Below are 24,747 nucleotides of genomic sequence, written 5' to 3' on the forward strand. Positions count from 1 at the left end.
ATCCGCGCGGACGGGTTATCAGCCGTGCCTTTTAAAAGGGAGACCGCCATGCGTTTCCGACGCGGCCTGACCGCGCTCGCCGCCGCTCTGCTGGTCGTGCCACTGGCGCCGGGAGCGGCGCACGCCGACCCCGCCTATCCGTTCCGTGACCCCTCCCTGCCGCTCGCGGCCCGCGTCGACGACCTGGTCGGCCGGCTCACCCTGGACGAGAAGATCTCCCTGCTGCACCAGTACCAGCCGGCCATCCCACGGCTCGGCATCGGACTGTTCAAGACCGGCACCGAGGCCCTGCACGGGGTCGCCTGGTCCAACGACCACCGCGCCAACTCCGCCAAGATCGACGCCACGGCCACGGTGTTCCCGCAGGCCGTGGGCCTGGCCAGCACGTGGGACCCGGAGCTGATCGAGCGGGTCGGCTCAGCGGTCGGCGACGAGCTGCGCGGTTTCCACGCGCAGGATCCGGTGGTCTGGGGCCTGAACGCCTGGGCGCCGGTGGTCAACCTGCTGCGCGATCCGCGCTGGGGCCGCAACGAGGAGGGCTACTCCGAGGATCCGCTGCTGTCCGGCGCGATCGCCACCGCGTACGGCGAGGGCCTCCAGGGCGACGACCCGGACCACCTCAAGGTCGCGCCCACGCTGAAGCACTACGCCGCCTACAACAACGAGACGCTGCGCGACCGCACCTCGTCGAACGTGCCGCAGCGGGTGCTCAACGAGTACGACCGGAAGCCCTTCGAGATCGCGCTGCGCAACGGGGCCGCGACCGGGGTGATGGCCTCCTACAACCTGATCAACGGCCGGCCGGCGACCGTCGACCCGGACCTCGGCACGCTGCTGCGCGACTGGAGCGAGCGCAGGCTGTTCAACGTCAGCGACGCGTGGGCGCCGACCAACCTGACCGGCTCGCAGGCCTACTTCGTGACCCAGGCCGAGGCGAACGCCGCCACCGTCAGGGCCGGGCTGGACAGCTTCACGGTCAACGACGCCAACGGCGCGCCCACGGTCACCGCGATCAAGGAGGCGCTCGCCCAGGGCCTGCTCGCCGAGTCCGACATCGACGCCGCGGCCGGCAACGCGCTGAGCATCCGTTTCCGGCTCGGCGAGTTCGACCCGGATGGCGGGCCCTACGCGGGCATCACCCCGGCCGTGATCGACAGCCCGGCCCATCGCGCGCTCGCCCGGGAGACCGCCGGCGAGGCGTCGGTGCTGCTGAAGAACAACGGCATCCTGCCGCTCAAGGCGGGCGGCTCGGTCGCGGTGGTCGGTCCGACGGCCGACAAACTTTACAGCGACTGGTACGGGGGACAGCTCCCGTACCGGGTCAGCGTCCTCGACGGCGTCACCGAACGCGCCTCGTCGGTGGCCACCAGCACCGGCACCGACCGGATCGCCCTCAAGGACGTCGCCACCGGCCGGTACGTCGCCGCGCTGGACGGCGCCGTGCTCGGCACCGCGGCGGAGTCCGGCCCGGCCGCCCAGTTCGACAGCGTGGACTGGGGCGACGGGGTGTCCACCCTGCGCAACGTGGCCAACGGCAAGCTGGTCACCTACGGCTGGGGCCCGTTCGTGGCGAACGCCGACGAGCCCACCGGCTGGTTCGTGCAGCAGCAGTTCAAGGTGGAGGAGCAGCCGGACGGCACGGTGGTGCTGCACTACGCCGGCTACGAGACGCAGGAGCCCTGGTTCCAGAAGGAGCACTACGTCACGATCGGCGCGGACGGCAACCTGACCCTGGGTTCGGCCACCGCCGCCGGGGCCGCCAAGTTCACCCGCGAGCTGCTGGTCGACGGGGTGGCCGAGGCCGCCGCGCAGGCACGGAAGGCGCAGACCGCGGTGGTCGTGGTCGGCACCGACCCGTTCGTGGCCGGCCGTGAGGCGCACGACCGGGTCTCCACCGATCTGGGCGCCCGCCAGGAGGCCCTGATCAAGGCGGTCCGGGCGGCCAACCCGCGGACCGTCGTGGTGCTCCAGAGCAGCTACCCGCAGACGATCACCTGGGCGCAGCGGCACGTGCCCGGCATCCTCTGGACCACGCACGCCGGGGCCGAGACCGGGCACGCGGTCGCCGACGTGCTCTACGGCGACGTCAACCCGTCCGGCAAGCTCACCCAGACCTGGTACGCGTCGACCGCGCAGCTGCCGGACGACCTGTTCCGGTACGACATCATCGACACCGACCAGACGTACCTGTACAGCGAGGACAAGCCGCTCTACGCGTTCGGGCACGGGCTCTCGTACACGACCTTCCGGTACGGCGTTCCGGTCGTGAGGAACGGCCGGGTCAGCGTGACCGTCACCAACGCCGGCAAGCGGGCTGGTGCCGAGGTGGTCCAGCTCTACACCCACCAGCGCACCTCCCGGGACGAGACCGCCAACAAGCAGCTCCGCGGGTTCCGCAAGGTCTCGCTCGCGGCCGGGCAGTCGACCACCGTCACGTTCGACCTGAAACCCTCCGACCTGGCCCGCTGGGACCAGACCCGGCAGCGCTGGGTGGTCGAGACCTCGGTGCACGACGTCCTGCTCGGCTCGTCGTCGAGTGACATCCGGCAGCGGGCGACCCTCGCGGTCAAGGGCGAGACCGTCCCGGCCCGTGATCTCTCCGTCCCGACCAGGGCGGAGACCTTCGACGCGTACGCCGGGATCAAGCTCCTCGACGAGAGCAAGGCGAGCGGCACCGTGGTCGGGGCCTCGGCCGCCGGTGACTGGATCGCGTTCGAGGACGCCGCGCCGCGCGGTGGGACCACCCTCACCGCTCGCGCCGCCGGGACCGGGACGATCGAGGTACGCCTCGGCTCGGCCACCGGCCGCCTGCTCGGCACGGCGGCGCTCGCCGACACCGGTGACGTCTACCGGTACGCGACCGTGACCGGCACGCTGGCCCGGTTCTCCGGCCGGCAGGACGTCTACCTGGTTCTCAGTCCCGGGCTCCGGCTGGCCACGTTCAGCATCGGATGACGGCGGCGGGGGTGCACCCCATCGTGTGCACCCCCGCCGTTCTCCTAGGATCGACGAAAGGGGAAGGCCGTGGCGACTTGGGGAGGCTCAGTGCCGACGATCAACGACGTCGCCAAGGCGGCCGGGGTCTCGCCCAGCACGGTGTCGTACGTGCTGAGCGGCCGCCGCCCGATCTCGGCCGAGACCCGCGCCCGGGTGCAGGCGGCGATCGCCGAGCTCGGCTTCCACCCGCACGCCGGGGCGCGCGCCCTGGCCAGCAGCAAGACCAACGTGATCGCCCTGGTGGCGCCGCTGCGCGTGGACGTGAACGTGCCGGTCATCATGCAGTTCGCCACCGCCGTGGTGACGGCCGCCCGGTCGTACAACCACGACGTGCTGCTGCTGACCAAGGACGAGGGCACCGCCGGGCTGGAACGCGTCGCGCACAGCACCATGGTCGACGCGTTGATACTGATGGACCTGGAACGCGACGACCTGCGTATCCCGGCGCTGCGCAAACTCAAGCAGCCGTCGGTGCTGATCGGCCTGCCCGCCGACCACACCGGCATCGCCTGCGTCGACCTCGACTTCGGCGCCGCGGCCCGGGCGGCGCTCGCCCACCTGGCCGGGCACGGCCACCGCCGGATCGGCCTGGTCGGCCCGTCCCCGGCGGTGTACAAGCGGCAGACGACGTACGCCGACCGCTTCCTCACCGGCTTCCTGGAGGCCTCGGTCGACCTGGGCCTGCAGACCGTGACCCACCCGTGCGAGCCGGGCGCCGAGGGCGTCCGCTCCTGCATGGCCGACCTGGACGCCGAACTGTCCGGGCTGACCGCGCTGGTGGTGCACAACGAGGAGGCGCTGCGGCCCCTGCTCGACCTGCTGCACGCCACCGGCCGCCGGGTGCCGGAGGACGTCTCCATCGTGGCGATCTGCCCGCGGGACGTGGCGACGGCGATGCCGGTCAACCTGACCTCGATCGACATCCCGGCCCACGACGTCGGCACGCTCGCCGTGGAGACCGTGATGCGGCTGCTGGACGGCCGTCGCGTGGAGTACACCCGCCTGCTCGAGCCGCGTCTGGTCGAGCGGGACAGCTGCCGCGAAATCTCCGCTTCACACCGTTGACATGAATGGCGCTCGTTCCCTAGCGTCTGCTCAGAGCCCATCGTCGAAGCGCTTCGACGAAATTTCGCTTCCCTGATCAGTCCCCCTGGGAGGACGGCTATGTTCCGATCACGATCCGGCCTCGCCGCCGGTGCATTGTTGCTGGCAGCGTCCCTCGGCCTCGCCGCGTGCGGTGGCGACGACGGAGGTTCGGAGGAGGGCGCCGACGCGAAGGTCCTCACCCTCTGGCACTACGAGGCGCCGGACAGCGCCATGGGCGTCGCCTGGAACAAGGCGATCGAGCTGTTCAAGTCGAGCCATCCGGGCGTCGAGGTGAAGTTCGAGGAGAAGGGCTTCGAGCAGATCCAGCAGAACGCCCAGATGATCCTCAACTCCGACAGCGCGCCCGACATCATGGAGTACAACAAGGGCAACGCGACCGCCGGCCTGCTCTCCAAGCAGGGCCTGCTCACCGACATCTCGGACGAGTTCACCAAGCGCGGCTGGGACAAGAAACTGAGTGCCAGCCTGCAGACCACGGCGAAGTACGACGACGACGGCATCATGGGCAGCGGCAAGGTCTTCGGCGTGCCCAACTACGGCGAGTTCGTCACCGTCTACTACAACAAGAAGATGTTCGACCAGTACAAGCTGGCCGTTCCCGCCACGCTCGACGAGTTCACCAAGGTCATGGACACGTTCGTGGCGAACAAGGTGACCCCGCTGGCCGTCGGCGGCGCGGAATACCCCGCCCAGCAGATCTTCTACGAGCTCGCGCTGGCCAAGTCCGACCGGGCCTTCGTCGACGACTACCAGCTCTACAAGAACAAGGTCGACTTCAAGGGCCCGCAGCTGACGTACGGCGCGCAGACCTTCACCGACTGGGTGTCCAAGGGCTACATCGGCAAGGACGCGGCCGGCATCAAGGCCGAGGACATGGGCGTCTCCTTCACGCAGGGCAAGTTCCCGATCCTGATCTCCGGTTCCTGGTGGTACGGCCGGTTCGCCGACGACATCAAGGACTTCGAGTGGGGCACCTTCCTCTTCCCGGGTAACACCCTGCACCCGGGCTCCAGCGGCAACCTGTGGGTGGTGCCGGAGAAGAGCAAGGCCAAGTCGCTGGCGTACGACTTCATCGACATCACCATGTCGCCCGAGGTCCAGGCGCTGCTCGGCAACAGCGGCGGTGTCCCGGTGGCGGCCGACCCGGCGCAGATCACCGACCCGAAGAACAAGGAGCTCGTCGAGACCTTCAACAAGATCTCGACCAGCGACGGCCTCGCCTTCTACCCGGACTGGCCGGCTCCCGGCTACTACGACGTGCTGGTCGCCGGTGTGCAGGGCCTGATCAACGGCTCGAAGACCCCGGACGCCTTCCTCGACGAGATCGCCAAGCCGTACCACGAGAACCTGGCCGATCTCGGCAAGTGATCTTGCGTGAGCGCGGCGTGGGCGGCCGGTGCCGCCCGCGCCGCGGAAAGGGGGCCCGGCATGGCCGGTAGCGTTACCAAGAACCGCGGATACGCGGTCTATCTGATTCCCGGTGTGCTGGCCTCGCTGGGCGTGATCGTCGTGCCGCTGGTGATGACGGTCTACTACAGCTTCACCAAATGGACCGGTGTCGGCGATCCCCGGTGGGCCGGCCTCGAGAACTACCGCCGGCTCGTCGAGGACACCCTGTTCTGGCAGTCGTTCGGCAACATCGCGCTGCTCGTGATCGCGATGGCGGTGGTGCCGACGCTGCTCGGGCTGGTGCTGGCCGCGGTCCTGTTCGACTACGTCGCCAAGCACTTCGGCGACCGGTGGGCCGGTCTGTTCCGGTCCGGCTACTACCTGCCGCAGGTGCTGCCGGTCGCGGTCACCGGCATCGTCTGGACCTGGATCCTGCATCCCGGCTACGGCGCGCTCAACCAGATCCTCGACACGGTGGGCCTGGAGGGCCTGGCGAAGAACTGGCTCGGCGACGAGGACTACGCGCTCTACAGCGTGATGGCGGTGATGATCTGGTTCCAGCTCGGCTACCCGATCGTCATGTTCATGTCCGGGCTCTCCCGGATCGACCCGTCGCTCTACGAGGCCGCCGACCTGGACGGCGCGACGTGGTGGCAGCGGTTCCGCAAGATCACGGTGCACATGATCCGGCCCGAGTTCTACGTCGTGCTGGTGACCACCACGATCGCGGCGCTCAAGATCTTCGCGCAGGTGTTCGTGCTGACCAAGGGCGGTCCGGCCAACAGCACCATGGTGCCGTCGTACTTCGCCTACGAGAACTACTTCGAGAAGGCCCGGGTCGGCTACGGGTCGGCGATCTCCACGGTGCTGACCGTACTGATCGTGATCCTCGCCTTCCTGTTCCTGCGACTCCAGCACCGGTCGGAGGAGCTGCGATGACACTTGCTACCGAGAAGGCTCCCGCCCGTACCGAAGAGGCCGGGTCTTCCGAGGCGGTGAAGCACCGCGACCCGGTTCGGTTCGTCGTCCTGGCGGCCCTGCTGGTGCTGCTTCTGCTGCTGGTCGGGCCGATGCTCGCGGTCGCGGTCAACGCGTTCAAGAGCCCGGCCGACTACGCCGCCAACGGTCCGCTGTCGCTTCCGGCGGATCTCTACTGGGACGGCATCGTCGACTTCTGGAACCGGGTGAACTTCGGCCGGAAACTCTGGAACAGCTTCATCACGGCGCTGGCGGTGTCGGTGTTCGGCGTCGTCCTGTCGATCCTCAACGCGTACGCGCTGGGCATCGGCCGGGTGAAGGGCCGGGTCTGGTTCCTGGTGTTCTTCCTGGTCGCCAACCTGCTGCCGCAGGAGGTGCTCGTCTACCCGCTCTACTTCATCGCCAAGGAGGCCGGCCTCTACGACAGCCTGATCGCGATCGTCGTCATCTTCACGGTCATCCAGAGCGCCTTCGGTACCTACCTGCTCACCTCGGTCTACGCCGAGTTCCCCCGGGAACTGCTGGACGCCGCCGCCGTCGACGGCGCCGGGAAGTGGCGGACCCTGTGGCGGGTGGTGGTCCCGGTCAGCGGGCCGACCCTGGCGGTCCTGTTCACCTTCTTCTTCATCTGGACCTGGAACGAGTTCTTCCTGCCGCTGATCTTCCTGGTGTCCAACGACAACCAGACCGTCCCGGTGGCCCTCGGCGTCCTCCAGGGCGACCGCATGATGGACGCCACCACGACGAGCGCCTCGGCCCTGATCGGCATCCTCCCGGCGATCCTCTTCTTCCTGATCTTCCAGCGGACCCTCACGCGCGGCATCGCCGCCGGCGCCATCAAGTAAAGGATCTTCATGAAGTTCACCGATGGCTATTGGCGCAAGCGTGGCGGGCTGACCGTCCTGCACCCGGCCCATCTCCAGGACTCGGCGACCGCGCCGGACTCGCTGACCGTCTGGGCGGCGACCCGGCCGATCCATCACCGCGGTGACACGCTCAACTCCGCCCTCATCACCGTCACCTGCACCGCGCCCGCCCCCGACGTCATCCGGGTGACGGTGTCGCACTTCCAGGGAGAGCGTTCCCGAACGCCAAATTTCACTATTAATGAGGCGTCAGGCGATGTGTCGGTGGACCGGCTCTCGCTCACCTCCGGCGCGCTGACCGTACGGTTCAACGACGGCGACAACTGGGGACTCGACTTCCTCGCCGACGGGCGGCGTCTCACCGGCAGCGGCTGGAAGGGCATGGGCGTCGTCTCCGGCCCCGACGGCGACTACGTCCACGAGCAGCTCGACCTCGGTGTGGGGCACGTCGTCTACGGCCTGGGCGAACGGTTCGGCCCGCTGATCAAGAACGGCCAGACCGTCGACATCTGGAACGAGGACGGCGGCACCAGCAGCGAGCAGGCGTACAAGAACGTCCCGTTCTACCTCACCAACGGCGGGTACGGCGTCCTCGTCGACCACCCCGGCAAGGTGTCCTTCGAGGTCGCCTCCGAGATGGTCACCCGCACCCAGTTCAGCGTCGCCGGGCAGAGCCTGTCCTACCTGGTCGTCTACGGCCCCACCCCGGCCGACATCATCCGCAAGTACACGGCGCTGACCGGCCGGCCCGCACTGCCGCCGGCCTGGTCCTTCGGCCTGTGGCTGACCACCTCGTTCACCACCGACTACGACGAGGAGACGGTCAACAAGTTCGTCGGCGGCATGGCCGACCGGGACCTGCCGCTGTCGGTCTTCCACTTCGACTGCTTCTGGATGCGCGAGTTCAACTGGTGCGACTTCGAGTGGGACCCCCGGGTCTTCCCCGACCCGCCCGGCATGCTCAAACGCCTCGCCGACCGGGGCCTCAGAACCTGCCTGTGGATCAACCCGTACATCGCCCAGCGCTCGCCGCTGTTCGCCGAAGGCGCCGCCAACGGTTACCTGGTCAAGCGCGCCAACGGCGACGTCTTCCAGTGGGACCTGTGGCAGGCCGGCATGGCCCTGGTCGACTTCACCAACCCCGCCGCCCGCGAGTGGTACGCCGGGAAGCTGCGCGCCCTCGCCGACATGGGTGTGGACGCCTTCAAATCCGACTTCGGCGAGCGGGTGCCCACCGACGTGGTGTGGCACGACGGTTCCGACCCGGAGCGGATGCACAATTACTACACGCAGCTCTACAACGAGGTCGTCTTCGAGGTGCTGCGCTCGGCTCGCGGAGAGGGCGAGGCGGTGCTGTTCGCCCGGTCGGCGACCGTCGGCGGCCAGCAGTTCCCGGTGCACTGGGGCGGCGACAACTCCAGCACCTTCGAGTCGATGGCGGAGAGCCTGCGCGGCGGACTGTCGCTCATGTCGTCCGGCTTCGGATTCTGGAGCCACGACATCGGCGGCTTCGAGGGCATGCCCGACCCGGCCGTGTTCAAGCGGTGGGTCGCGTTCGGTCTGCTGTCGTCACACAGCCGGCTGCACGGCAGCTCCTCCTACCGGGTGCCGTGGCTCTTCGACGAGGAGTCGGTGGACGTGCTGCGGCACTTCACCCACCTCAAGTACCGGCTCATGCCGTACATCTACGGCGCCGCCCGGGAGGCCCACCTGACCGGCCTGCCGGTGATGCGCCCGATGCCGGTCGCGTTCCCCGGCGACCCGGCCGCCACCTACCTGGACCGGCAGTACATGCTCGGCGCGGACCTGCTGGTCGCGCCGGTCTTCTCGGCCGGGGGAGAGGTGTCCTACTACGTCCCCGAGGGCCGGTGGACCCGCTACGTCCCGTCGACCGGCAACGCCGACGTCGTCGAGGGACCCCGCTGGGTGCGCGAGATCCACGGTTTCGACAGCGCGCCGCTGCTGGTCCGCCCGGGAGCGGTCGTCCCGGTCGGCGCCCGCCGGGACCGGCCCGACTACGACTACCGCGACGGCGTGACGCTGCGCCTGTTCGAGCCGGCCGAGGGCCGCACCGCGGTGGTGGTCCCCGGTCCGGCCGGCGCCGACACGGTCTTCACCGTCGCCCGGTCCGGCTCGGAGATCGTCGTGGGCCGGATGGGCGACGCCCTCCCGTGGCAGGTCCAGCTCGGCGACCAGGTCACCACCCTGACCGCCGACCAGGACAGCTGCACCCTCACCCTGGGCTAGCAGCGCCGGGGGATGGCCGGCGCCGCCCACCCGCGGTGCCGGTCATTCGTTCTTCGGCCGCAGTGGCGCGATCCGTTGCACGAGATCGGGTCGTTCGTCCGCGATGAGATCGAGGAAGATGTCGAACAGTCCTGGCTTCCGGAAATCCACCATGACGGGCACCGGCAGCCCGAGTTCGTGCAGCCTGGCCAGCGCATCGGCAGCCGGGACGGCGTCGTGCATGACGGGGAAGCGGTGCAGCGTCGAGCTCAGGATCTCGGCGAGGCGGGGATCCGCAGCGGAATCCCGGCCCAGGTGGCTCAGCCCGCACTGGATGAACCCGTTGCCGAGCCTGCCGCTGAAACTTTTCCGGAGCCGCTCCAGTAACTCGGCGGCCACGCTCGGCTCTATCGGGTTCGCTGCCATCCGCTCGAGGACCACTGCGGCACAGTTCATCTGGATGTGTTCCGCCCACTCCGGCGCCTCCGCCGTCGCGATCTCGACGTATCGCTGGTAGGCCTCGATCGACGGCTCGGTCCACAGTCGCACCATCGCGCGCAACGGTGACTGGAGTCCGCTGCCGGGCAATGCGACGAAATTGTTGAGATGCCAGGCCGACGACGACGTCGTCAACCCGTCCAGGAGGTGTTCGCCGATGTCACCGGTTGTCGTGCAGAGGAAGTTGGCGGTCCGCCGGCGAGCCTCCTCCTCGGCGAAGGTGCCGGTGCGCAGCCAGGAAGATCGGGTCGGGTCTCTCGGATGCCCGTCGAGAGTAGTCAATGAGCGAAAACCGCCAAGATTTGTCACCCACCGCCAAAACGGCCCCTGACCAGCAGCATCCCGCCTGGTGCGACCCGTCCCGGTGCACCGCCGAGCCGTCCACACAGGCCGACGGCTACCGATCCGGCGTCGGTGGGGAACACCGATCGGCCGATCTGCCGCTGGCGGTACGGCCCGCCGTGTGGCCGACACCGGATCGCATCGAAGCGTTCCTGACCGAAGCAATCGCCCCGTGGCGATGCGCGACCTTCCTGCGGATTATGGCGGACGGCGAAGAGGTGGCGTCGATACCGGCCGAGTCTGCCGCGCCGATCCTCGCCGCGCTCTCTGAACTGGTCGCCAGCGCGGTTGCGGACTGGGAGGTGGAGCGATGAGCAGCCGCTTGGACACCATGATCCGAAGCATGGCTGGGGTGGCCGTCGTAGGGCTCGCCGGCATCTCGGGAGCCATCTCCTACAGCCACATGAAGCATCTCGCCCAACTGCATGGCGAGACCGGATGGCGGGCGCACATGTTCCCGCTCTCGGTTGACGGCATCGATATCGTGGCCTCGCTCGTGCTGTTGGCCGACAAACGAGCCGGGCGCCGCTCCGGCTGGCTGCCGTGGACAGCCCTGGTCGCCGGCACCGCTGCGAGTCTCGCCGCGAACATCGCCGTCGGCGGCTCTGACTGGATCGGCCGCGCGGTGTCAGGCTGGCCCGCCTTGGCAATGCTCGTAGCGGTCAAACTTCTCTCCGGCCTACTCGACCATCCGCTACCCCACCGGGACGAGGAAGGCGCGTCCAGGACGGTCCAGGACGAGGGGACGGGCACAGTCGACTCACCGAACATCGTCCCCGTGTCCGAACAGCCAGGGGACGACGACAGCGACAAGCTGCTCGCTATGGAGGCAACCGGTCCGACGGGCAGCCTGCCAACCCCATCGGCGATCGGGCACCCACCATCGGCAGCAACTGTTGCTGCGGATGTCGCTGCGCTACTGCCTGCGGCCCGCTCCGCACGACGGACGCTTGTCGAGTCGGGTACGAAGCTGACCCGGGAAGCTCTGGCTAGCCAACTGCGCGCCGACGGGTGTGCGGTTTCCAACGCCCGCGCGTCGGCACTGCTAAAAATAATCGCCGAAACACCGGTCAAACCGGAGCAGCAAGGAATCGGTCAATAGCAGCGATCACAAGACGCTCTTGAAGTTCAGCCAGCGAGACCACCGCGATTCATTCAACGCTTTCGGCCCGCTTCCTTTGGGACGTCGCTCTGCCCTGCTTCATTCCTCGCCGGTGACGAAGCGGGCATATCGGTGGGTAATCAAAAATCTTGAGGCAGTCGGCGGGGCCGACCGATTATTATTCCCACAGGCTGCCTTCGGTCAGCCGCCGGCGCCCACGGCAAGCGCGCGGGCCGCCATGAGAGTCAATCCGTTGAGTACCTGCCATCGAGTTTTAAGCGCTGCGACCTGCAGCACTCGGAGGTTTTGTTCTGGAACGCCAAGGGTCACACCCACCGCGATGATCTTTGAGATCAAGCCAGCCCACGCGATGATCAAAGAGCGCTGGGCCGGGGTGACAGATCATGGACAATCACATCCATGACTTCCGTGTATTGCCTGGCTCACTCATTATGGACGTCGTGCCCAAACGACTCTATGTAGCCTCCGCCCTAATCTTGATCATCGTAGCTTCCCTGGTAATGGCTCTTAGCGGGAGCCTTGACGGAGCTGCAGCATGGGCGAACATCATGGCGCTGCCAGTCGCGATTATGGGAGTGATCTTGGTGCTACGTGGGTCCGGCGGAGCTGGCCAGGGTGCAAAAATTCAAGATCCACATCAGCCGGGTGATGTTGTGCAGTCCGGCGGGACCGGCCCAGTCGTGAACCAAATCGGCTTCGGCCAAAACCAGTACAACATTGCAGGGAACTTCATCGCCCGAGAAGGCGATGAGCATGGCGGACGATAACCCTGTGATCAATCAGACTGGAGCCGGAGAGACTCAGTACAATGTCGCGGGGAATGTCGATGCCCGAAAAACGATCAATCATCACCACTACGGCACTGGCCCTGATGCGGCACAGGATGCTGGGGAAGCGGCGGAGTCGAGTTCTGGTAGCGGGGCGGCGGTAGCCACCGGTAGCGGCGGTATAGCGCTCGCAGCTGTGGCTGCTATTGGCTATATGATCTTCGGGCAAGGTGAACCCTTCCCGGCGACATCCGACCCTTGGCCAGCTGGCGCTGACGAGAAAGCCGTGGTCGCAGCGGCGGGTGAATGGCTTGCAAATTGTGAAAAGTCCGACGCTGCAAGTCCGGCAAACTGTCCGCAGTCCGTTATTGAACCATTAGGCACCCCATCCAAGGTCCACTGGGAATTCTATGGAAGCCCTCTTGAATCTGCCGTGATTCGCTACAGCGAGGCGGACAGTCGCTTTGACATGTTGGGGACAATGGTGGTGTCAGGCGACTATATGGTCGCTAACCAACCGCGACGCGCGGTGAATTTGATGACGTATTGGGCGAAGGTCAAGTGGCTGGACGGCAAACTTGATGTCGAAGAGATCAAGTCTCACTCCGCGTTAGGCGATCCCGAGGTCGCGAAGCGAGCGCTCGACCAACCGTGGGAGCCCGTCGCGGCGAAGTTGAATGCCGCCTTCACTCGATGCGTGAGCGGCACAGCTTCAGCCATGCCCGCCGGGTGCCCTGACCGGCAGTTGCCTGAAGACGCCAAAAAAATCAAATGGGCGCTGGCGGGCGATCCGCTGCTGACCGCCCGCGCCTCATTTGACCCCAAGTTCGGAATCCTCCGGGTCAAGGGCACATATGGTATGACGATGAATTACAGATCGCTTGGCGTAGGAGAATCCGAATCTCACAACGCGAACTACGAGGCACTGGTCGCTTCGACCGCAAACGGACCCGCCGTCCTTCAAATCAAGGAAACTGTCTAGGCTCGCGGCTTCCGCCGCTGTCACGAACGGCCGCTCTGGCAGTCAGGGCTCGAGAGTATCTGTCCTCGAAACGTCAATCAGAACGCGTTGAGCGAGGCGGAACAACGATTGTTCAGCTGGATGACCAGGAAAAGCCGCCGGGGCAACTCTGCCTACGACGCGGTGGCGGGTGTTGGCACCTCTACCTGCTGACCACCGAGGCAGCCGAGACGTCGACGCGACCTACTTCTACAAGGTCAGGGACGGCAAGTGACATGCCGATCCACAACCAGCCGTGCGTTATCGGTGGCATGAGATTCAGCCTTTCGGCCACCAGCCAATCCAGGCTCCAAAACCGCACAACCCCGCCATTCGATTATGAACCCTTCAATCTTCTTGATAAGCGCGCTGGTCCGCCGCCCGCCTGCACTCGCAGCGCGGTAAGCGCAAGCGCTATTGATTAATCACGATGAGTCAGGATTACCCGCGAAGCCGTCGCCTTGTCAGAGTCCGGCAACAAGGCGACCAAGGCCAGCATCATCGACATAGCAAAGGCATGCCCCTGCCTGGCAGCCAGATTGCGGTAAACGCCGGCAGCCACGGCCTCGAACGGGTCATTAACCGGCGGCCGTTCACCGATTCCCGCCCGGACACCGCGCAGCACGGCCGGGAGTCGATCGGCATTCATCCACGGCTGCGTCATGAACCGGTTTAAGAGGGCTTTCAGGTTGGCGCTGGCGCCGCTGTTGTCTTCGGTAATGCGAACCAGTCCGATGGCGGTCGCAGACACCCATCCCTCGATCTGTTCCGGTCCGGCGGTCACGGCGTGCGTCAGCATGGCGAGCACGAAATCGATCACCGGCTCCGGGTCGACCCAAGTCGCAGGCCGGGTTAGCGCGAAGGCCACCCCGCGTGGCGTGTGGCCGTCGATCGCCGCAGCCAGGTCGAACGTAGACCTGTCGAATCCGAAGTCGCTGAAGTAGTTCGTAAGCAGCACCGCCTCAGCCGCTACGCGAAGCTCACGCGAGACTTGTCCACGGCTCTGCAGGTGCCGGATCAGGTCCACCGTACCGAAGGCCTGGACGCCCATGCTGGCAGCGACCAAACGCAGACGAAGGTCGTCGCACCAGAATGGTGAGCCTTGAGCGGCCGCCATGTCGAGCGATGACAGCCACTCGAACCTCTGGTCGGTATCGCGGAAATTCGTCAACCGCGGCCACGGCCGACGAGTCGCTTGGCGCAGTAACGAACAGACCAACATGGCCTGCTCGGCATAAGCATCAGCGACAGACTCCTCGATCGTTGTGACGGTCGGTCGATGCCCGACTGGATCCCAGCCGGTCGACATAGTCGAGCGCATGCCGAGCGACTCCTGTCCCCGGATCGCGTCGTCGTAAGCGTCGTCGGTAGCAAGGACCTGTCCGAAGGAAGAGAACAGCTGCGAACGCAGGCGTGGTTCGAGTAAGGCCAGCGTATGAGCTGCGGTGATGTCGATGACCACGGTGCTGTTTAAGGCGCCCTCGGTAGCGGCCCTGCCAGACGCCTCTGCCGCCTGAGAATGCGCGTTGACAAAGCCGGCGCCGCGCTTGAGCGATACCTCCGTGTAAGTGACGCCGTAAGTACTAGCTATGAAACCCAACGGCAAGTTGGCCAGGTCGAGTTGCTTGGTCGCTTCGCTGAGTGATTCGTAACGTGCGCGGTGGGCCGGTGCCAGCGAGCCGAGCGGGTCCTCCTCCGAGATCGTCACCTTGCGAAACACCGTGCTGTCGGGAAATCGCTCGGTGTAGTCGAACATTGCGGCGTGCAACGCGGCGAGGTCCTCGTCGGTCGTCGACAGCCCTTGCCGTCGGAGGCCGAAGAAGATCTGAGCGATGATGACGCCCACCAGCTGCTCGTCATCTGGCCACCGTGCCATCGTGGACAGTGCCCGAGACACGAACTGGGTGCTGGTATCGAACCGGGCAACCAGCCCGATCCATGTGAAGGCGTCGTGCCGGTCTCGGGGAGCGAACGGATCCCCGTCAGGGGTAAGGGCGTTCCATGCACCCTCTCTGTCGTTGCGGCGCACCAAGGCGTGCACCAGTGCCCAGCGCGCACTTGCGGCGTTGGGGTCGAGCGTCACCAGGCTGCGGGCCTGCTCGATCGCTAGGTCCCACTGTCCGTCATCCACGTGAATCTCGAAGATCAACGCGCGGGTGTCGAACTGGCCAGCCCACTCCGGGCCACCCATGGTTAAGGCGCGTTCGGCTGCCCGAATCGCTGCTCCAGGCTCGCCCGCCGCCCGCAAGTGGGTTGCTGACGCGAGCATCAAACCCGGTTCGTTCCACCGCTGCGCACTGTCATTGAGCACGTCCGCGGCCAGCTGATGCTTTCCCTCTTGCCCATATCGGTCCGCGAGCAGCATCGCGAGCGCAAGGTGTTCGGTGGCACCAGTGCGTAGGGCTTCGATTGTTCCGGCCCCGGCACCCATGGCACGGTGGATGGCCTTAATCTCGTTGACCATCCGTGGGTGCTGTTGTTCGACCTCGGACAGGTCCGGCAGATCACCTCCAGTATGGGCTAGGCCTCGGACCGCGATGAGGAAGTCCGTGCCGGTCTCTGCCGCGGCCAGGGCGGTCTGCCACGCCGTGGCGGCGACCCTGTCGTCGGCAGTGCCGGTCAGCACCAAGGCTTCAATCTCGGCCATAAGGAAGGGGCTACCGATCTCAGCGGCTAACGTGCGGGCCTGGTCGTACTGGCCGGTCGTGGCGAGCAGTTCCGCCTTTTCCCTTCGCAGCCTGGGGTCAGCGGCCTCGTGTTGCCAGGCCTCGCCCTCAGGTGCCGCCTCGATAAGAGCCCGCGCTTGCTTCACTTTACCGCCGAGCCGCCGCGCCTTGACCGCAACGATGATCGCTTCGACGCTGTCACCGTGCCACGATCGTCGAGCGTTACGCGCCTTGATCGCCAATGCGGCAGCCTGTTCGGCATCGGCCAGCCGGCTGACGGTCTCCCCGTATTGCGCCCGGTAAAGCAGCAGCTCAGCGACGTAAATTGCTGCTCCGCTCGCGCCCTCAATTTTGGCGGCATCGAGCGCGTACTTGATCCCCAGGTTCAGGTTGTCCGCCCGAGCATGCAGCCGCGCGAGCAGATGCAGCCGCATTGCCTCGTCAGCGTTAGACGATGTCCGCCACTCTGACAGGAGGTCAATGGCCGGATCCCACTCCTTGCGGTGGACGAGCAACAAGGCATGGGCGAGCACATGTTCCGCGGCCGCGCCTGCTAGGAGTTCGTCGACCTCTGCGACGGCTTCCTCGGGCAGACTCATTGCCTGCCGGGCCTTCCAATAGGCCGCCGGATAGGCACCTCGCTGTACTGCCACGGCGAACAACGTCGCGGCCGTGGGGCTTTGGCCGTAATCGGAGGCCAGTTCGCCGAGCCAGCAGATCACCTCCACTGGCGCCTCGGAGAACCAGGCCGGCGGCTGCTCACCCCATTGCCTAAGGACAGCGCCGCGGTCATCAGCCGTAACGACGCTTTGCACCAACTGCTCCACGACCGGCCACGAATGACGAATCGCTATGGCTCGATCGCGGCGCCACGGTTGGAGCATGTTCACCTGGTCATTGAATGCCTGAGTCGTTGACATCCGACTCAGGATGGAGCGGGTGCCGTCCTCCACCGTCACTCGAGTGGATGACGCCTCGGCACGCATGTGTTCGAGCTGCCGGGCCTGCTCCTGCTCGCTCTCCAGGGAGTCAAGGTGCCGGGAAATCAGCCGGGCGACGGCCACGCAGGCGACGGCCACGAGGGCGAGTCCACCCATCATGAGGGTGACGTCATCGGTGAACAGATTGATCACCACAGCGGCAACGGCTTCGCTCACCGTAATGACCACAAGCGTCATCGCCCACAAGGGCACCCTTGCGCCTCGGCCACGATCCGGCTGGGCAGGGCTTCCGTCCGACGGCGAACCGTTTGCCGCATCGGGGGCGGCGGGTCGACCAAATCGCCACGACATATAGTTTGCTCGCCTTCAGTCCAGTTGCCGCCGCTAGATATGGCATCGAGCCGCGCTGCGGCACCGTACCAACTGTAGGCGACGGTGGAGAGGGCTTGGAGGCACCCAATGCAGCGGCAATTGGGGCGGACTATTCGCTTGGACGGTCATTGAAAGCTCGCATAAATGTCCGCAAACATTGAAACGACTGCCACCAAAGTCGACTAGCATGTAACACGACTGATACTCACAGCGAACATTTTCCGCTTCGGCTGGCTCGTCTGCAATCTACTCTATCGGAGAGAGCTGCGGACCATCGCTATGGCGTGATCGAGTGCACTCGACTCGGCAGATCAGGGGATCAATCAAAGCTGCCCAAAGTATGACTAGAAATCTTATAATCGTGCAGGTCGAGTTTCTTCTGGAGCAGAAAAGATGCCAATATCACCGAAGGCAACTACTTCGGAAAATGCATCCTGACCACCGACAATGAATCGCGCCTCCAGCACCCATCGGAGGCGGGTACGGTCCACGTTATGCTGAATCCACAACACTCGGGCACCCATCAACGTACGTCCTTTTTGGCGCCGTTCGCTCAGCCATGACTGGAACTGGACGTGGTTCCACACCGATAGCGGGACCTGACACTCGGCTCCGTTGCGGCGTGAGCCGTTGCTGATCATCTCCATCGCTGCTGCCGCCGCTTCGTTGAGAGTGGCGGTAACCGGTGCGCCGTTGCGGATAGCGCATTCTCGGAGATAGCCAACGTGGGCGGCGTTGGGTGGGGTACCGAGGACGACTCGGCCGCTGGATTCCCAGCGGCCGAACTCGACGTTTGTGGTCAACCCTGGCATGTTCTGCATGTTTCTGGGGACCCAGAACAGGATGACGTCGACGATGGCGAGCCAGCGGTCTTCCCAGGTGTGGTGGTCGTACTTCAGCGGCTTGCCGTTACGCGGCTCGGGCACGAAGACGACCAGCTCGCCGGCGCTCTGCCACGCGGACTCAACGGCCTTGAGCGCTTCGGGGCGCCACGACGGAACGTCAGTGGTTCGCGGCATCGGGCCGGCGATGAACAACGACGCGTCCCATGCTTCGGGCGGTTCCTCGTTGGCGTAGACGACGGTGACTCTGCTGCTCACGGGTTAACTCCCACACGCTCACACAAGGCTCTTAGTTCGGTCCATCCGGTTCCGCGCCGCGACTTCTCCAGCAGGTGGCGGACCGTTTCGGTGACCAGGGGTGACAGCCGCACTCGTTGTGGAGCGAGTCGTTCGGCGTTGAGGAGCATCCGCAGGGCTTCGGCGTCCTTGTTGATGTTGCTGAGCGCACGGGCAGTGTCGATGTAAAAGGCGGCCTGCCTCGACCGTGAGATCCCCGCGATGCCCGTGGGATCGATGTCCCGGGCGATCTGGACGGCTGCTCGTGGATCGCCGGCGTCGGCGTTCATGCTCACCCGCCACACGTCGATGGCTGTGGGGCCGAAGTTCAGCCCGAGTGCCGGGGACTGGCCGGTGAGCTGGGCGATGCGTTCGGCTTCGCCTATCGCGGCTTCCGCGGCGCTGGTGTCACCGAGTGCCCATTTCGAAAAGCCGGTCATCATGTAGAGCTGGCCGAGCATCTCCTTGCCATGGGGTTTGTCGGTGTGTGGTTCCAGCTCGGTGGTCGCTCGTTCGGCGATCCGGAGCGCTCGGGCGTACAGCCCGCAGCCGCTCGCCGCATGCGCTTGCGACCACGCGGACAGGCCGAGCATGACGGGATTCTGTAGGTAGGTCGCGGCTTGACGTCCGCGGTCGGCGATCAGCACCGCCGAGGCAGGGTCGCCGAGGTATCTGATGACGAATGAGGCGGTGTCCTGGGCAAGGACCAGCGCTTCGAGCGCCCGTTCTCGGTCATTACCGAAGGCTGCGGCGTGCAATTCACGCAGCAGCGGTGGGATGAGCTTCGCCGCGCCGGTGTAGTCGCACTTGAGGCGCAGGTCCATGACCAGGTCGAGGCGCTGGATCGATGACTCCAGCTCGCCTTCGGTGGTGCCGGGTGGATCTTCAAGGTCGGCTTCGATGGCCGCCTGCACGATGTGGTAGATCGCGCTCTTCGTTTCTGCTTCGCCGTGCTCAGGGCCGATGGCGCCGGTCCCGGTGAGTTCGGCAAGGGGAACGTTAAGGGCCTTGGCCAGGGCGGCCAGCATGAACCGGTTGTCGGCGCTGCGTTCGCCTCGTTCCAGCCGGCTCCACTGCACGTGACTGATGCCCGCTCGGGATGCCGCGTACCGGATGGACCAGTTGCGCTGTAGCCGCAGCATCCGCAGACGTTCACCGATGGGTTCCGTCGCGATGCGCGGTGATCTCATGCCTGCTCCCCGGGCGTTTCGGCCCCTGCGCGACGGAACTGCCGGAACCACTTGGTACCAGTGTGGCACGCGCCCGTCGATAACTTCCACACACGATCAGTAGCCGGATGCCGCATCGTTCGATGCCGTTGAACTGCCGGTCCGGCCGGAGATCGCGTCAGATCGGAAGGAGGAGCGATGGCAGCGAACACGTACTACGCGAGATCGGCGGCGGAACCACTGGCCGAGGCACAGCAAACTCTGGACCGGCATGTGACGTCGAGCGCGACCGGCCGTTGCCTGGAGTGCGGTTCGCTGGGGCCGTGCCGGAACCGGGAAGGTGCGGTGGCGATCTTCGCTCGGAGTCTCCGGCTGCCGATGCGTCAGCCGGGGGCAAGTCGGCCCGAGTTGATCGGCGCGGTGCGGGTTGGCGCGCCAGTGCTTGGGGCGGCGAGACAGCGATGAGCATCCTGACCGTTGCCGAAGATACGGTGCCGCGCCACGGCTGTCCGTATGACCAGCGAGTGCGCTCTTCGAGGTACGCGGTCGCACTTGCCGCCGGCGACAAGCCCGCCGCCGTGGTGTTGGACACCGAGGCCGATCTCGGTTGGGCGCTACGGCGGTGGCTCGTCGGCATGGTGGCCTTCGACCGGCGTGACAGCTGCTGGGTTTGGCTGGATCGCGATGAGAGCTGGGAAGGCCTGGTCGTCGGCGAGGCCAACGAGGATCTGACGGACCCTCGGGCCGCGGTGCTGGCCCAGCAGTGGGCGGCCGGCCTGCTGCTCGAAGAGGACTCGGATGTTTTGCTTTGTGACCTGTGCTTTTGCGGCTCGTCCCCGCCGCCGCGGCTGACGGAGTGGCGGACAGTCTGGTACGCGGGGATCCGCCATTACGCGCCGTTGTTCGCCGGTACGGCGGCGTGTCATGTTCCGGTTTCGGACCTCCGCCCGGCGACGGGTACGGAGTGCTGCTGCACGGAGCGCGAGAGATGACCGGGGAGGAAGCTGACCTGGAGGCAGGAACGCCGCTGCATCTCGCTGTACGTCCGGGCGGGGCCTGCCGCGCCTGCCGGGACCCTTGGCCCTGCGACGTGCAGCGGACAACCCTGGCCCGGGAGTACCGGCATGCCCGTACCTCGCTGCTGGTCTAACTCGCCCTCCGCATGATCGACGCGATGGAACACACGCCAGCCACTGAAGCGGGCCATCTGTACGGGCGGTACCTCGGCTGGGTGCCATCGGCAGACGACTGGAACGGTTCGCTGCCCGCTGTTGAAGACGCCCGTCACGGAGCCCGCGCCGCGTGACGGGAGCCGACGCGGGCGTGGCCAGCCCTTCCCCCTGTGGACGGTCACGCCCGCCCGGTCAATCCCTGCTGCGGTGCCGCTGTATCGAGCGGACCGCTGCCTTCATTCCGATCCAACTTCGGTTCCTGGAAGGAAGTCACTCATGACCAGCACCTTCATGAACCCGACCACGCTGCCGGCCGACGTCGCGGCCCTCCGGCGACTCGACTCCGGATTGATGGAACGGCTGCGCCACGAGGCGTTGACCGTGCCGCAGGACTGGGTCGTGGAGTACGGCGACTACCAGAACGGCGGCTGGCACACGTTGTCGCTGCTCAACGACTCCGGCGACCCGCGCGACGTCACGATCCGGGACTGTCCCCAACCGCAGCCCACGGCCCTCCTCGAACGGATGCGCGCCGTGCAGGAGTTGATCGCCGAGCTGGGCGTGCGGGTCATGTGGGCGCGGTTGGCGCGCCTGGACGCGGGCGCGTTCCTGTGGGAGCACCGCGATTACGGCGAGTTGACCACGACCGAGCGGCACCGCCTGCACGTGCCGCTGGTGACCAACTCCTCGGCCTACCTCGTGCTGGGCGGCACGAAGGTGCACATGAGCGTGGGCCGGGTGTGGCGGCTGACACCGACGAGCCCGCACGGCGTATGCAATCGGTACGGACCGTCACGAGTCCACCTGATCATCGACTGCTACGCCGACGACGCATTCGCGTCGCTCAACCACAGCGAGGCACCCGACCCGGGCACCGCCGAACGGCTGCCCGAGCCCGAACAGGCCCAGCTCGATGAGGCAGTCGCGATAGCGACCGGCCTGGCGGAATTGGGTTACGACCATGCCGCCGAAACGACGTTGCTGGAGCTCTTCTACCAGTACGCGATGCCGGAAGGCCGGGCCTACGACCTCATCACCGGCATGTACACCGCTCTGCGCCGCGACGACGACGCCCGACGGTGGCACGCCAAGAAGGCCGTGATGCTCGGCCACGCGTGACCGCTTCGCCGCAAACCTTTCCGTTCGATCTCCAGGAGGCTCGCTGTGAGTACCCACTTGCTCGACGACGTCGCCGCGGTCAACCTGCCGCGCCAATTCGGACTGCTACAGAAGGCGATCGGCGTGATCAGCCGTAGCCAGGCCGTGCACTCGCTGCACGTACGCGGCTCCCTCGCGGCCGGCACGGCCGACCGGCTCTCCGACCTCGACTTCATCGTCGCGGTCCACGACCCCAGCTTCGGCCCGTTCCTGAGAATCATCGACACCCTGATGAGCACCGAACTCGGCGCGCTGTTGCCGGGCTGGCGAGACACGATCGTCGCCCGCATGGGCGGCCTCGGTTACGTCTTCCTCGTCCCACACGAGGGCGCCCTGCACCAGATCGACCTGTACGCCGTGCCGGTCTCACGGCTGGACACCGTGCTAGCCCGCACCAAGGCGATGCCGGTTTACCAGGCCGAAGGCGAACACCGCGGACGCAACAGCCAACAGGTCGACTGGCTCATCAACAGCACCCTCGATCGACCCTGCACCGCCCAGGAACTGCTCGTGGAGATCTTGGTGCTGGGGCACATGATCGACAAACGGATCGCGCGGGGGCAGCGCTACGTCGCGTACGCGGAAATGTTCGCCCTGCACACCGCCGCGAAGAACCTCATCAAGACGGCGCTCGCGCCCGGATCGGCCTTCTACGGCTGGTACCACCTCGTGGAGGAGATCGGCGCCACGCCGATCGGCCGACAGTGCCTCGCCGATCTCGACCGTCTGATCTCGGGCCAACCGGTCCCGGACGCCTACGACTTGACGGCTGCGCTGACCATCACCCTGGAGCTAGGGGAACGCGCCGTTCCGGAGGCCGTCGCCGCGCTGCGTCCGGCGATCACCGCCTACTGGCACTACCTGGAGCAGATGTGAGAGCCCCCAGCGGCACAGCGGTGTTCTTCGGAGGTTGCGTTCCGGCTTCCCCGCGCGAGGAACACCTCGCTCACGACATCGGCGTCCTGCTCGCCGAGTACGGCTTCACCCTGTGGCACGGTGGCTACAACGGGCTGATGGAACACGCGGCGAAAGGGGCCGCCGAGCACGGTGCGCCGGTCGTAGCGGTCAGTGTCCAGAACATGCCGTGGGGCAGCTTCAACCCGCACGTCACCGACACGATTCTGCTGCCCACCATGGGTGCACGCATGCACACCTTCCTCGACGCGGCGGACGTCATCGTCGCCATGGGCGGAGGTATCGGAACACTGCACGAACTGACCGCCGCCCTCTGGTACGCGGGCAACATCCGCCCGGTCCCCGTGGTGATCGCCGGCGCGACCGCGAGCCGGCTGATCAGCTTCCTGCGGAAAGAGCGCTGGGTGTACGAGTCACCGACCCGCCCACTGAGCTTCCTACACAGGATCGACCGGGCAACCGATCTGATCCCCTTCATCACCGCTTCCCATGACGCTCACCGGAGCAAGTCGTGACGGCGCTGGCACAGCGAGTCCTCGCCGTCGGCACGATGAACGGCCCCTATGTGCTGCCCACCGGGAGAACCCTGGACTTCTACTTCGACGAATATCGCGTCGTAGCGGATCCAGCACTTCTGGCAGAGACAGGTAAGGCCCTCGCTCGCCTGCTGCCGCCGCGCATCGACGTGATCGCCGGGCTGGAGCTGGGCGGCGTACCGTTCGCGCTCGCCGTTTCCGCAGCCACTGGCCTACCGACAGCCCTCGTCCGAAAGGTGGCCAAGCCCTACGGAGCCCGACTGCAAGTCGAGGGCCAACCGCCTCCGGGCGCGCGGGTAGCGATGGTCGATGACGTGATCCGATCCGGACGGCAGATCACGATCGCCGCGACAGCGCTAAGGCAGGCCGGTAGCGATCCGGTGACGGCGCTGGCCCTCCTGATCCGGCCGGGCAACGCCAAGGCGCTACTCAACAGCCAAGGCATAGCCGTGGCAGGTGTCATCGACGACAGCCCGGTTCCGCTGAGGCTGGGGCAACCATGATCCATGCGGTGCTCTACGACCTCGACGGCGTCATCGTGGACAGCAAGTCCACCGTCGTGGAAACGCTATGTGAGGTGGCTGGCATCGCGCTCGGAACATTGCCACCACCGGAGAAGGTCCGTCGCCTGGCCTATCTGCCGCCGGTGCAGGTACTTGCCGAATTGGGCGTCGCTGACGCCGCCAAGGTGTTCGACGCCCACTTCGATACCGCGTACGCCGGGCACGCCCGTAAGTCACGGCTCGTCGCCGGGATGACGGCCGCGATGTGGCGTGTCCGGATGTCCGGACGCAGGCAGGCCATCGTCACCATGCAACGCCGCCACCGGCTCAACCTCCTTCCGTTGGGTGAGGTGCGCGACCTGATCGACACGATCGTGTGTTTCGAGGACGCCACGCCCAAACCCGCACCCGATCCGCTCTGGCTCGCACTCGACCGGCTGCAAATAGCTCCGGACCAGGCGTGCTTCATCGGGGACACCGCTTCCGACATACGAGCCGGAAGAGCGGCAGGTGTGACCGCGTACGGTGCGGCCTGGGGCTACCAAGACGCGGCTGCCCTGGTCGCAGCGAGCGCGGATGGGTTGCTCACCGAGCCCGCAGATGTCGTCGGTCTGGTCCTGGGCGAGCGGTCCGTCACAGTAGGCTACGATTCCAGCGCGACAGGTATGACCGTGCGCTCCGGCAGCAGCCCGTGAGCGGCGGCATCACCGTAGATCGGAAGCAGGGCAGGCATGGGAATGGTGGGGCGGCGAGCTAGCCGCGCCGAGCTGGGGAACGAGGACCGCGTCCTCGCCTGACCCCCTCGGCCCGGCTCGGCGTGACCAGAAACCCGCTTCCCACCGCTGTTTTCCTGTGCGAACCCGCCTGGACGGACACCGGCGAGGACCCCACACCATCCTTTCGC

At 66.3% G+C, this 24,747-nt stretch carries 20 protein-coding genes; 16 read left to right on the forward strand and 4 right to left on the reverse strand.

All coding sequences use genetic code 11. The annotated features are described in order from the left end of the window. Positions 1 to 48 precede the first annotated feature (48 nt). The 6 genes from J5X75_RS10650 (at position 49) to yicI (ending at position 9,584) form a co-directional block, all read left to right on the forward strand. The gene (locus tag J5X75_RS10650) at positions 49 to 2,955 is read left to right on the forward strand and encodes a glycoside hydrolase family 3 protein (RefSeq protein WP_208467186.1); all 2,907 of its coding nucleotides are present in this window, start codon (positions 49 to 51) and stop codon (positions 2,953 to 2,955) included. Positions 2,956 to 3,045: 90 nt separating this feature from the next. After that, entirely contained in the window at positions 3,046 to 4,062 is a 1,017-nt protein-coding gene (locus tag J5X75_RS45910; protein ID WP_208467187.1) for a LacI family DNA-binding transcriptional regulator, read from the forward strand. Positions 4,063 to 4,161: 99 nt separating this feature from the next. Further along, on the forward strand, positions 4,162 to 5,472 hold the full coding sequence (locus tag J5X75_RS10660; protein WP_208467188.1) for an extracellular solute-binding protein: 1,311 nt from the start codon (positions 4,162 to 4,164) through the stop codon (positions 5,470 to 5,472). Positions 5,473 to 5,532: 60 nt separating this feature from the next. Beyond that, positions 5,533 to 6,432, forward strand: coding sequence for a carbohydrate ABC transporter permease (locus J5X75_RS10665; protein ID WP_208467189.1), 900 nt, complete (start codon positions 5,533 to 5,535; stop codon positions 6,430 to 6,432). Next, on the forward strand, positions 6,429 to 7,316 hold the full coding sequence (locus J5X75_RS10670) for a carbohydrate ABC transporter permease (RefSeq protein ID WP_208467190.1): 888 nt from the start codon (positions 6,429 to 6,431) through the stop codon (positions 7,314 to 7,316). The genes J5X75_RS10665 and J5X75_RS10670 overlap by 4 nt, the downstream gene beginning before the upstream one ends. 9 nt (positions 7,317 to 7,325) lie before the next feature. Next, on the forward strand, positions 7,326 to 9,584 hold the full coding sequence (gene yicI / locus J5X75_RS10675) for an alpha-xylosidase (RefSeq protein ID WP_208467191.1): 2,259 nt from the start codon (positions 7,326 to 7,328) through the stop codon (positions 9,582 to 9,584). Between the two features lie 42 nt (positions 9,585 to 9,626). Here yicI and J5X75_RS10680 read toward each other — a convergent pair whose 3' ends face one another. Next, complete coding sequence (locus tag J5X75_RS10680) at positions 9,627 to 10,196, reverse strand: hypothetical protein (RefSeq protein WP_208467192.1); 570 nt, start codon at positions 10,194 to 10,196, stop codon at positions 9,627 to 9,629. A 146-nt stretch (positions 10,197 to 10,342) separates the two neighbouring features. Between J5X75_RS10680 and J5X75_RS10685 the strand changes: the two genes are divergently transcribed. From J5X75_RS10685 to J5X75_RS10700, 4 genes are all read left to right on the forward strand, one after another. Continuing rightward, a complete protein-coding gene (locus J5X75_RS10685; RefSeq protein WP_208467193.1) occupies positions 10,343 to 10,717 on the forward strand; it encodes a hypothetical protein in 375 nt (124 codons plus the stop codon). Continuing rightward, entirely contained in the window at positions 10,714 to 11,505 is a 792-nt protein-coding gene (locus J5X75_RS10690; RefSeq protein WP_208467194.1) for a DUF2637 domain-containing protein, read from the forward strand. The genes J5X75_RS10685 and J5X75_RS10690 overlap by 4 nt, the downstream gene beginning before the upstream one ends. 404 nt (positions 11,506 to 11,909) lie before the next feature. Continuing rightward, positions 11,910 to 12,293, forward strand: coding sequence for a hypothetical protein (locus J5X75_RS10695; protein WP_208467195.1), 384 nt, complete (start codon positions 11,910 to 11,912; stop codon positions 12,291 to 12,293). Continuing rightward, positions 12,280 to 13,275 (forward strand): hypothetical protein, encoded by a 996-nt coding sequence (locus tag J5X75_RS10700; RefSeq protein ID WP_208467196.1) that lies wholly within the window; start codon positions 12,280 to 12,282, stop codon positions 13,273 to 13,275. Before J5X75_RS10695 ends, J5X75_RS10700 begins: the two co-directional genes overlap by 14 nt. Before the next feature lie 439 nt (positions 13,276 to 13,714). On the opposite strand, the gene J5X75_RS10705 is transcribed toward J5X75_RS10700, so the two are convergent. From J5X75_RS10705 to J5X75_RS10715, 3 genes are all read right to left on the reverse strand, one after another. Next, positions 13,715 to 17,137 (reverse strand): PIN domain-containing protein, encoded by a 3,423-nt coding sequence (locus J5X75_RS10705; RefSeq protein ID WP_208467197.1) that lies wholly within the window; start codon positions 17,135 to 17,137, stop codon positions 13,715 to 13,717. 488 nt (positions 17,138 to 17,625) lie between these two features. Further along, on the reverse strand, positions 17,626 to 18,372 hold the full coding sequence (locus J5X75_RS10710; protein WP_208467198.1) for a TIR domain-containing protein: 747 nt from the start codon (positions 18,370 to 18,372) through the stop codon (positions 17,626 to 17,628). Continuing rightward, positions 18,369 to 19,580: a helix-turn-helix domain-containing protein gene (locus tag J5X75_RS10715; RefSeq protein WP_208467199.1), complete on the reverse strand. Its 1,212-nt coding sequence runs from the start codon at positions 19,578 to 19,580 to the stop codon at positions 18,369 to 18,371. Before J5X75_RS10715 ends, J5X75_RS10710 begins: the two co-directional genes overlap by 4 nt. Before the next feature lie 440 nt (positions 19,581 to 20,020). On the opposite strand from J5X75_RS10715, the gene J5X75_RS10720 reads away from it, so the two are divergent. The 6 genes from J5X75_RS10720 to J5X75_RS10745 all read left to right on the forward strand — a co-directional run bounded on the left by J5X75_RS10720 (position 20,021) and on the right by J5X75_RS10745 (position 24,538). Further along, positions 20,021 to 20,551 (forward strand): hypothetical protein, encoded by a 531-nt coding sequence (locus J5X75_RS10720; protein ID WP_208467200.1) that lies wholly within the window; start codon positions 20,021 to 20,023, stop codon positions 20,549 to 20,551. Positions 20,552 to 21,007: 456 nt separating this feature from the next. Continuing rightward, positions 21,008 to 21,850, forward strand: a complete 843-nt coding sequence (locus J5X75_RS10725) for an aspartyl/asparaginyl beta-hydroxylase domain-containing protein (RefSeq protein WP_208467201.1) — start codon at positions 21,008 to 21,010, stop codon at positions 21,848 to 21,850. Between the two features lie 45 nt (positions 21,851 to 21,895). After that, positions 21,896 to 22,765 (forward strand): hypothetical protein, encoded by an 870-nt coding sequence (locus J5X75_RS10730; RefSeq protein WP_208467202.1) that lies wholly within the window; start codon positions 21,896 to 21,898, stop codon positions 22,763 to 22,765. Continuing rightward, on the forward strand, positions 22,762 to 23,319 hold the full coding sequence (locus tag J5X75_RS10735; RefSeq protein WP_208467203.1) for an SLOG cluster 4 domain-containing protein: 558 nt from the start codon (positions 22,762 to 22,764) through the stop codon (positions 23,317 to 23,319). Before J5X75_RS10730 ends, J5X75_RS10735 begins: the two co-directional genes overlap by 4 nt. Further along, positions 23,316 to 23,843 carry an orotate phosphoribosyltransferase gene (locus J5X75_RS10740; protein ID WP_208467204.1) on the forward strand — a complete coding sequence of 176 codons (528 nt, stop codon included), beginning with the start codon at positions 23,316 to 23,318 and terminating at the stop codon, positions 23,841 to 23,843. The genes J5X75_RS10735 and J5X75_RS10740 overlap by 4 nt, the downstream gene beginning before the upstream one ends. An 8-nt stretch (positions 23,844 to 23,851) precedes the next feature. Then, positions 23,852 to 24,538: an HAD family hydrolase gene (locus J5X75_RS10745; RefSeq protein ID WP_208467205.1), complete on the forward strand. Its 687-nt coding sequence runs from the start codon at positions 23,852 to 23,854 to the stop codon at positions 24,536 to 24,538. Positions 24,539 to 24,747: the final 209 nt, after the last annotated feature.

The organism is Actinoplanes flavus, assembly GCF_017592555.1.
GTDB lineage: Bacteria > Actinomycetota > Actinomycetes > Mycobacteriales > Micromonosporaceae > Actinoplanes > Actinoplanes flavus.